Origin of the sequence: Phormidesmis priestleyi ULC007 (assembly GCF_003003695.1) — a bacterium.
Lineage (GTDB): Bacteria > Cyanobacteriota > Cyanobacteriia > Leptolyngbyales > Leptolyngbyaceae > Phormidesmis_A > Phormidesmis_A priestleyi_A.
Window position 1 is genome coordinate 45,618 of sequence record NZ_PVWG01000028.1, and the last position, 8,660, is coordinate 54,277.

Sequence of the window (8,660 nt, forward strand, 5' to 3'; positions counted from 1 at the left end):
GTTTAATACACAGGGGTTGCGCTACCAGATCCGTTAAGTCTCTGCACAATACATCGCTTGTCAAGAACCGTTAAAACACTTCGGTTACAGCAACGCGTTGATCTTTTAATTTGTCTTCACACTCATGAGTGATTTCTCAATGCTTTTACCAGAGTGTGTTTCAACACTCCTTCGCTCCGTTGCAATCTGTGCTCAAGTCTATAACGGTTCTCTAACGAATGTCTGATTCTATACCCTGTTGAACTACCATGACTATTCGTATTGAATCCCTGTCTTACGATCGCTCTAATCTGCTGATTGCCCCCCCCGAAGTGGATATGTTCGCTCATAGCTTTCGCGATCTGCCGCCCCCGATCGAGCTAGAAATCGAGTCTGAAATCGCCCAGCTTTATGGCGGTACGGTGGCATCCAGTCCGGTAATGTCTCAACCGATGTCTCAATCGGCGATCGAGCCACAAACCCGCCCTGAAGCAAATCCCTCACTCACGAGCCGCTGGTCTACATCGCTGCAAACCGTTTTAGATCGTCCGTCTCCTACCTTGCCCGATCGTTTAGTGATGGGCGGTGTGATCTTCTGTGCGGCGTTTGCAACCTGGGCAATGACCAGCCAAATGGAAGAAGTCGGACGAGCGCAAGGGCGTTTAATGCCGCAAGGAGAATCTTTTAAAGTTCACCCTGCCATTTCGGGCAAGATTGCTCGTGTCTATGTCCATGAAGGTCAGTTGGTAAAGGCAGGTCAGACGATCGCAGAATTAGACAACGAAATTGCCCTGAATCGTCTGGAAGGATTGCGGCAAGAACGCGCCAGCTATGAAAAAGAACTGCTGCAAACCGATGCTCTGATTGACAAAACGCAATTAGAAGCTCATACGCGGCTTGCGATCGCCCACGCAGAAATTCGCGCTCAAGAGGCCGCGATCGCCCAGGCTCAAGCCAAAATCGCAGGTCAAGACACTACCATCAACCAGGCTGAAGAACGGGCAGTCACTAGTCAAGCGGTGTTGAGCCAATTGCAAACCGATGCCGATTCTCAAAAAGAGCGGCTAGCGCGACTGAAATATCTCGTAGACGAAGGGGCACTGGCGAGAGAACAACTCTTTCAGGCGCAGCAAAACTTTGGCGATCGTCAGCGCGGCATCACCCAACAAATGGGCGAAATTCAGCAAACGCTGGCTGACTCTCAGCGCTCACGATCGAACTTGCAGCAAGCGATCGCTGAGTCTCAAGGCTTACGGGCGCAGCTCACCCAACGCTATGCCGAAGGGCAAAATGCTCAAGTGCAAGCCCAGCAGACCATTCAACAATTGTTGGTGCAGCAGACGCAGATTCAAGCCAAACTTCAGCAGAGTCAGAAACGGCTCCAGCAAGCCCAAGCTGAGATCAAACAACTGACGCTCAAGGCTCCGGTCGATGGGGTGGTGCTGTCGCTCAACGTCCGTAATCGAGGCGAAATGGTGCAATCAGGTCAAACGATCGCCGAAGTGGCATCTCAAGCAGCACCCCTGATTCTTGCCGCAGCATTGCCCACAAGGGAAGCAGGCTTCGTCAAAGTGGGCGACCCGGTGCAGATCAAGTTTGATGCCTACCCTTATCAAGACTATGGAATTGTGGCGGGTAAAGTCACCACGATTTCCCCGGATGTTAAAGTCGATCAGCGATTAGGTGCCGTTTATCGCGTTGAAATTGCGATCGATCGACGGTCTTCTTCTCAAGTCACTCGGCTCAAAATCGGTCAAACTGCCACTGCCGAAATCGTGATTCGTCGCCGTGCGGTTGCAGATATGCTGCTCGACCCGATTCGACAAATGCAAAAAAGTGGTCTTAATTTATAGCCCGTGCATTGCTGAATGTAGAAATTGAATCGTTGAGTTATTGTCATCCGGGCAGCCCCCTAAATCCCAAAATTGGGGGACTTTAAGTCAAAAACTCCAATTCAAAGTCCCCCAGAATGGGGGATTTAGGGGGCAGAAGCCGCTGACACCGAAGCGAGAAAACTCGTCGAACTGACGTGGGGTTAGGAGCGCATTCAACTCTTGATTCTGCAACACCATCAACAGTTAGCCAACTTAAAGGAGATATCTTCATGCACTTTCAAAGTGGTAGCACTGCTCAAAAGCGGAACAAAGTCATGAGTCCTGAGCAGTTTAAGCAAGTGGTTGAGGCAATCACTGAAGGTCGATATTCGTGGGCGTGTGTGCTGATTTTGCGATTTGCCGATTATAATCCCATTCACTTTATTCCTCACCGCACTTATAGTCGGCTGATGAAAGAAAACCGTCTGTTTAGCCAAATGCAGGATCGGCAACTTCAACCAGACCGCAGACCACTGGTCACAAAAGGAGCCACGCAAATTAACGAACTGGCTTATTTAGAAACGATCGAACCCCCAGAAAACGCACCTCACGGCGGCAGTCTTCCAGCCTGGTTTGAAGACATGGTGAAAGAACCTGATAGCCTCAAGCAAGGGTTTCTAGCGCGTCAGCAGGTGACTGATTCGAGTTGGTGCTGGTGATTCTATCGTCCGGGTGGGGTCTGGTTGCCGTAGGGTTTAGGTTGCAGCGTCAGAGAGTTTGCGATCGTGTCATAAAGCCGAGCGGCGATCGCAGTATTTCCGGCATCGGTTAAATGGATGGTGTCATAAAACGTTTCGCCCTGAAAGTTGGTGCCTTCATTCAGGTTGAGCGTCGTCACCCCTTGCGGAAACTGCTGTTTGACTTGGGCGATCGCCTGCTGAAGTCGAGCATAACCTGCCTTAACTCGCGGCGGATAAGCTTGTCCCACCTGGTCAAGAACCTTCTTTTCGCGGGGTGTGAGTGTGTTAGCGCTGCGGCTGGTGATTTCGGGCTGCAATGCGAGCACGATCGGAATTTTTGCCCCTGATGTCAATCGCGCAATTTGTTCTAAATTATTGCGATAGCGAGTCACTCGGCGATCGAGTTCATCGGCGTTGGCTGGAAGCTTTTGTGAAAGCGAACCGTCTGCCTCAATGGCTGGAGGAATCACTAGCTTGAGAGAATCTTGCGGACGCAACACCCAATACTGAACGCTTTTAATTAAGAATGATTGACTAATCCAATTCTTAAACCGCTCTGATAACGCAGTGGTGAAATGCCCAAACGAGTTATCTAACAGAGACTCAATGCCCGGAATATCGGCTCCTTCTTGAGTGCTGGGCAACAGCAAATCGGCATAGCCATCTAACACGACAATAAAGTCAGGCTTATAGGACAAGATCTGAAGTGCAAGTTGTGATAACTCATTGCTAGAGGCATAGCCCGGAACGGCAGCATTAATCACCCGATAGCGACTATCTCGAATGCGGGGCGGCAGTGCCATCGCTTTGGCTAGCTCATCGGCAAAGTAAGGCAACACATCAGGACGAAACTTGGTAGAGTTTGTCTTCTGAGTCGCGACCTGCTGGTTAAGGCGCGTTTCTAACTGAGTAGCAAAAGTGCTTTGATTGTTAGAACTCATTTGCCCAAATGCCATCGAGCCACCCAAGACAAAAATTCTAGTTTCGTCTTTTGCTTTGACTGCGGTGACTGGCTGATTGGCGCGAAACCCCTGTTCGTTGATTTGCCAAGACGAACTTTTTTGATTGCCGACGAGCTTGTAGCCCATTAAAGGACTGCGCTTGGCGGTTAATCGCCCGCGATCGGGCAACCCATCATAAGGTGAGCCAGATTGATCAAGATAGTTTAATCGGTAAGCGGTGACGTTTAACGGTTCGCCATCAAAAGCGGTCAATTCGGGTGCTTTGCCGATCATACCTGTGATCAGCCGCGCCAATAATTCTAAAGTGATTAGCGCGATCGGAATGGCGCTAAAAATCACCCAGCGAGGCAAAGATTTTTTCTTTCTCTGATAAGATGACAGGCTCGATCGGTACGATTTACGGCTCGTTCTAAACATTCAGCAGTTTCCTCAAACGATCGATAGACCCGCTAAGGGCTGTGAACGAACATGCCCAATGGCGCTGACAAAAGTTAAAACTCAATTTTTCTAGAGAGCATAATCTAATGGACTCTAAGGCACAAAAACTACCCCAATAGGTTCAGTATCTTACTACCAAACGTGTCCTGTATCACAACTTCAAAATCTTTAGAACTCTGCCGATCTTGATTGGCACTATAAAAGTCAAAATTTTCTCTTTAAGGAATGCCTGTCACCGCCGCCCAAAAATATTTCTTGAACGATGACAAGTCTAGATCAAGGTGCAGTTTTTTTGACCAGGTATAAACATCAAAACTCACCTGATTATTCGTCACTGCGATATTGCCTAGCAGCGCCACCCAATGACTCGGAAATGGAATCGGCGGCGGATTGGTTTGCAGCATTCCTTCAGCCGTGATCAGCGCAAATGCCACCCCTCCCGATTGAATTGCAGCCGCTGCCTGGTTAAGAGCGCTCACGTCATTCATCAAATAAGCGTGATAATATTCACTTTTGCGGTAGCCTAAGATCTCTTTGATCCAGCCGCGCATCTCCCACGATTTTGTCATTCCTGCCAGGTTACGAATCATTTCGGGCGCATTTGGCTCAACTGGAAACAGCAAATTTTCTGACTGCCGCAACGTGGCCAAGACCATCCAGTCAACCTGACTCATATGCAGGTCACCTCGGCTGGCTTGTCGCAATTCATTCGAGGCCGAGATCCAATGACTGGCGGCTTGAAAATAGCCCGTTTCAAACAGACTCTGACAAATTCGCACATAGCGGAGCGGCTGTTTTCGTACCAACTCAAACAACACCGCCGCCGGGCCGCAAAACGGTTGTCCGCCCTGATTAATCTGAACCGGATCATTCACCCGCGATCGCAGGTCTGCCACGATCGTCGCTTTGTCTAAAAATGCCCAAACACCCGGTAAGCTCGATTTGGCAAACTCGTCGATCGCGCTCACTGCGGGTTGAGTCAGTTTGGCATCTGGAAGATATAAATTAGTTGCGGCATTAGTTACAGTCACGGCGGTGCCTCGCACTGAAGGTTGCTAAGTGATCAAGGTAACATTATTGCTTTTCAATCGTATAATGTCACATTACTTTCGGGTCTGTCCTGAAACCTGTTTAATAGTTTAGAGACGAGTGTTAAAGATGGATGTTTCGACCAATCATCCTCTAATTAAATTTTTGACTGAGGAACTTTTAATTTCTCAAGCGGCGATCGTGTTTGCGCTGCAACACTCTGAGCAGACCCCTACCCTGTTGCCGATGATTCTCTGGAAATATGGATTTGTCACCCTATCCCAGCTTGACGAAATCTTTGATTGGTTAGAACACTATGGCTCCTCTGAAAATTGATTCCGAAGTTCGGCGTTTGGCTAGTGAAGCTTCAACTATTACCCGTTTTCGATGCACCGTTTATGAAACTTTTCTCTTCCATCTTAGGAATTAGCATTGCCGCGTCTTTGCTATCAAGCCTTCCTGCCCAAGCTACCAATCTTGAGCTTCAGGTCTTTAAAGCGATCGATACTCAAGATCCCAGGGTTCGCTGTCCTACAAACGTAGTCGTGACCGAAACCCCACAGCCTTATCGTGAAGGTAGCTATGCGATCGACGGTAAGGCGAATTTGAGCACGATCGCCAATGGATTTACGATCGCAAATAGCGATGACTTTAGTGTCACCTGGGTCGCTAAACTCAAACCACAATATAGACAGTGCAAAGCCACCGCTCGAATTGTTAAATCAGGCAACGAACCCTTCTCAGCGCACTCCTATTTAAGAATGCGATTTGTTGGAGGAAATGCTTATCTGATTCTCGACATGACGGGAATGAGCGATGCAAATGGACTGACCAGCGCGATTCTAAAAAAATCGGTGCAGCGCGGCAACCCGGTCTGGAGTTGGGGCGGAACTGATTAAGTCGCGAGGTCTACTACGATTCGCTGAATGTAAACCCTTATGTGAGTCGATCGACAAGACTCACATTGGGCTATTGATTGAAACCAGAATGCCATCCAAATCGCGAACATAGACAACGGTTTGTCCCCAAGGTTTAACTTTGGGTTCTACCACAATGTCAGCACCCGTCTCGATCGCAATCTTAAAGACGGCTGCTACATCGTCTGTGACAAAACCTACTTCCATCCCAGTGGGTAGACTCGATCGACTGTTTTCTTGAAACCCCTGCGGAAGGTTTGATTTTGCAAGGTCATTTGCGGCAAAAGCAAGCGTCGTTGTCTCGGTTTCCATCTCGGCATATTGCCCACTTTCATCTATGAATTTTTGCTTCAATCCAAATGCCTGCTCGTAGAAAGCAACCGATTGAGCAACATTTCTGACATAGAGAATTGTGTAGGAAAATTTCGCCATTTTTGCTTCTCACGAGAAAACGATTGAAGTAAAGATAGTACATTTGCTCTAATTAGTCAAGTATGATTGTCGCGTTGAGATGAACTAAGGCTTTTTGCAACATACTCGGCTTCACACTCAACCAGACTTGATTGCGATCGTCCTCATGCTCTTAGATTGAAGGACTTGAGTATAATTCTAGGATATGCCCACAGTTTTGCGAGTCGGTTCCTACCGTTTCTACTTCTACAGCCATGAACCAAATGAACCACCACACGCACACATTGACCGCGATAACTTAACAGCTAAGTTTTGGTTAGAACCCGTCAGCTTGGCAAACAATATTGGATTCAGTGCAAAAGAACTACGGAAAGTGCAGGCTGTAGTGCAAGAGAATCAGAAAATTTTATTGGAGGCTTGGAATGGGTATTTTGGCGATTCGATCGGACGAGAGAGTTAAGAATGTCTACTTCACTGAAGACACAATTAGCGTTGATTTGATAGATGGGCGTACGATTACTGTGCCTTTAGTGTGGTATCCAAGACTGCTGAATGCTACGCCTGAACAACGAGCAAAATGGGAAATATGCGGGGGTGGCTATGGACTTCATTGGGAAGCGATCGATGAGGATCTCAGCACAGAAGGAATGTTAAGGGGCGCACCCGCTCCAAAAGCGGCGGCTTTAAGTTGAACGAGGTAGGGTTGCGCGATCGTAACTGGGATTGCTGCATAGTGGCAAAGTTGTGCGGCAGCGGGTAGCTTGTGCATTCCACTGATAACTTCTGCACCGACGAAGTTTTAGTCCTCATACCATCTCCAAGTGCATTAAAAGATATAAACGATGTTGACTGTTAGAAACTCACTCCAAGCAGATTTCCACCCTCATCATCAGTAAGCTTCAGCCTCACAAAAGAGTCGAAGTTAAATTCAGGTGAAAATTCTGTCGAAGGAATCATATCTGAATTAAGAGTGCAAATGTACTGAAAACCAAGACGTTCTGACTCTCTAGTAGCTAGTTCAAGAGCTAGAGCTAGTTGCCGTTCATCGACCCCATCAAAGATCGTACTGTCGTGAATAAGAATATTTGGTGATGGATTACGCTGTGACCAGAGTTGTGCAAGCATCAGGTCATAACAGAAGATTTTCATCTTTCCAATACCTTCACTGCGATCACGTTCGATCTCCACATTGAATTGAAAGCCATTTGGGCCTACATTAATGGCGAGAGTGCCTGGGGCATCGTAAAGAGCTTGCGAGTTTGAATTAAATAATGAGATCGCTCGTTCAGCCTGAGTATGACGTTCTTCATAGTCTCGCCGTGCTCTCTGCTTTAGTAGCTCCTTTTCTATTCTTAATGAACTTTTCCCCTCTTCAACCTTTCGCAGTTCATCAATACGCTGGTTGATATCATTAAGACTAGATCGGGTCTCTAAATATAACTCTTGGAGTCTCGTATATTCCTCTAAAGCACCATGAGTTTGCAACACTTCAAGTCTAGAAGCGCGTTGCTCAGTTTTTCCTCTAGTAATATTATCTAGCTCAGTAATAGCCCGTCTAAGACGCTGAACTTCTGTTGCTAGAAACTCACGTCGATTCTCAATAATTTGGTGATGAAAAGTTTCTACTTCTTCAAGGCGACGACTTACTAAGCCAGGAAGCTCAACGCCAGCACTTTCATATAGCCGAACTACGTCATTTTGAGATGGCTCACCTTCTTGTTCAAGGCTGGATTGATAGAAGGTTAATAATTGACGATTGAACAAGTTTTCATTTGTAACATCGTGAATTTCAGCAGTCAGGAGATCTGCTTCTTGCTGTAGTTCGTTGTACTGAGGGTATACATGGAAGTTACCGAGTGCATCTCGTTTCCTCTGAAGCTGCTGTTCAACTCTAACTCTGGCAGCTTCTAGCTCACCAAGAGAACCAAGAACCCTTGTTGCAACACCAGTTTGGTTGGTTTTCTTCAATTTCTTAAGGCTATCAAGGAGCTTTTCTTGTTCTTTGATCCCTTGCCAATCACTTGCGTCTTCCCAAGAGAGACCCAACAAAAAGGTGTTAAAAACCTGCTTCTCCCACTCCGGTTGCTTTCTAAAATATTCAAAAGGAGTGGAAAATGCATCTTTCCCTGGTCGAATAGAGTAAGAAATTAAACTACGAAAAGTAGGTGAAAACTGCCTCTCTTCATTGATTGGCAAACCAAATGCCAAGGAGCCAAGGACTTTTTTCCAATCTTCTATTCTGAAAAATCTTTCACCCTCTTCAGTTCTTGGCTGAATAGCCCAGCCATTAGTATACTCGCCACGATTGAGAAATGGACTTTTGGATTGTTCTCCCGCATCAACGATAAGATGAGGTTTGTTCTAGAGCAG

The 8,660-nt window shown here is 47.0% G+C and carries 10 protein-coding genes; 6 read left to right on the plus strand and 4 right to left on the minus strand.

Features of this window, described 5'->3' with window-relative positions; genetic code table 11:
• Positions 1-248 precede the first annotated feature (248 nt).
• Both C7B65_RS18740 and C7B65_RS27950 read left to right on the plus strand, forming a co-directional pair.
• Positions 249-1,832: a beta-barrel domain-containing protein gene (locus C7B65_RS18740; RefSeq protein ID WP_073074224.1), complete on the plus strand. Its 1,584-nt coding sequence runs from the start codon at positions 249-251 to the stop codon at positions 1,830-1,832.
• A 251-nt stretch (positions 1,833-2,083) separates the two neighbouring features.
• Positions 2,084-2,512 carry a HetP family heterocyst commitment protein gene (locus C7B65_RS27950; protein WP_073074223.1) on the plus strand — a complete coding sequence of 143 codons (429 nt, stop codon included), beginning with the start codon at positions 2,084-2,086 and terminating at the stop codon, positions 2,510-2,512.
• Positions 2,513-2,514: 2 nt separating this feature from the next.
• Here C7B65_RS27950 and C7B65_RS18750 read toward each other — a convergent pair whose 3' ends face one another.
• The gene (locus C7B65_RS18750; protein ID WP_073074222.1) at positions 2,515-3,912 is read right to left on the minus strand and encodes an SGNH/GDSL hydrolase family protein; all 1,398 of its coding nucleotides are present in this window, start codon (positions 3,910-3,912) and stop codon (positions 2,515-2,517) included.
• 239 nt (positions 3,913-4,151) lie between these two features.
• Positions 4,152-4,964 carry a hypothetical protein gene (locus tag C7B65_RS18755; protein WP_073074255.1) on the minus strand — a complete coding sequence of 271 codons (813 nt, stop codon included), beginning with the start codon at positions 4,962-4,964 and terminating at the stop codon, positions 4,152-4,154.
• A 127-nt stretch (positions 4,965-5,091) separates the two neighbouring features.
• On the opposite strand from C7B65_RS18755, the gene C7B65_RS18760 reads away from it, so the two are divergent.
• Both C7B65_RS18760 and C7B65_RS18765 read left to right on the plus strand, forming a co-directional pair.
• Entirely contained in the window at positions 5,092-5,298 is a 207-nt protein-coding gene (locus tag C7B65_RS18760) for a DUF2949 domain-containing protein (RefSeq protein WP_073074221.1), read from the plus strand.
• 62 nt (positions 5,299-5,360) lie between these two features.
• Positions 5,361-5,861: a hypothetical protein gene (locus C7B65_RS18765; protein WP_073074254.1), complete on the plus strand. Its 501-nt coding sequence runs from the start codon at positions 5,361-5,363 to the stop codon at positions 5,859-5,861.
• 60 nt (positions 5,862-5,921) lie between these two features.
• On the opposite strand, the gene C7B65_RS18770 is transcribed toward C7B65_RS18765, so the two are convergent.
• Positions 5,922-6,311 carry a VOC family protein gene (locus C7B65_RS18770; RefSeq protein WP_073074220.1) on the minus strand — a complete coding sequence of 130 codons (390 nt, stop codon included), beginning with the start codon at positions 6,309-6,311 and terminating at the stop codon, positions 5,922-5,924.
• A 184-nt stretch (positions 6,312-6,495) separates the two neighbouring features.
• Between C7B65_RS18770 and C7B65_RS18780 the strand changes: the two genes are divergently transcribed.
• On the plus strand, positions 6,496-6,750 hold the full coding sequence (locus tag C7B65_RS18780; protein WP_073074219.1) for a DUF4160 domain-containing protein: 255 nt from the start codon (positions 6,496-6,498) through the stop codon (positions 6,748-6,750).
• The gene (locus C7B65_RS18785; protein ID WP_073074218.1) at positions 6,713-6,982 is read left to right on the plus strand and encodes a DUF2442 domain-containing protein; all 270 of its coding nucleotides are present in this window, start codon (positions 6,713-6,715) and stop codon (positions 6,980-6,982) included. The genes C7B65_RS18780 and C7B65_RS18785 overlap by 38 nt, the downstream gene beginning before the upstream one ends.
• Before the next feature lie 160 nt (positions 6,983-7,142).
• On the opposite strand, the gene C7B65_RS18790 is transcribed toward C7B65_RS18785, so the two are convergent.
• A complete protein-coding gene (locus C7B65_RS18790; protein WP_073074217.1) occupies positions 7,143-8,498 on the minus strand; it encodes an ABC-three component system protein in 1,356 nt (451 codons plus the stop codon).
• Between the last annotated feature and the right edge of the window lie 162 nt (positions 8,499-8,660).

Excerpts from the sequence above, each read along its gene's own strand:
- C7B65_RS18765 (WP_073074254.1), top strand. The coding sequence starts at position 5,361 with ATGAAACTTTTCTCTTCCATCTTAGGAATTAGCATTGCCGCGTCTTTG.
- C7B65_RS18740 (WP_073074224.1), top strand. The coding sequence starts at position 249 with ATGACTATTCGTATTGAATCCCTGTCTTACGATCGCTCTAATCTGCTG.
- C7B65_RS18770 (WP_073074220.1), bottom strand. The coding sequence starts at position 6,311 with ATGGCGAAATTTTCCTACACAATTCTCTATGTCAGAAATGTTGCTCAA.
- C7B65_RS18785 (WP_073074218.1), top strand. The coding sequence starts at position 6,713 with ATGGGTATTTTGGCGATTCGATCGGACGAGAGAGTTAAGAATGTCTAC.
- C7B65_RS18780 (WP_073074219.1), top strand. The coding sequence starts at position 6,496 with ATGCCCACAGTTTTGCGAGTCGGTTCCTACCGTTTCTACTTCTACAGC.
- C7B65_RS18750 (WP_073074222.1), bottom strand. The coding sequence starts at position 3,912 with ATGTTTAGAACGAGCCGTAAATCGTACCGATCGAGCCTGTCATCTTAT.
- C7B65_RS27950 (WP_073074223.1), top strand. The coding sequence starts at position 2,084 with ATGCACTTTCAAAGTGGTAGCACTGCTCAAAAGCGGAACAAAGTCATG.
- C7B65_RS18760 (WP_073074221.1), top strand. The coding sequence starts at position 5,092 with ATGGATGTTTCGACCAATCATCCTCTAATTAAATTTTTGACTGAGGAA.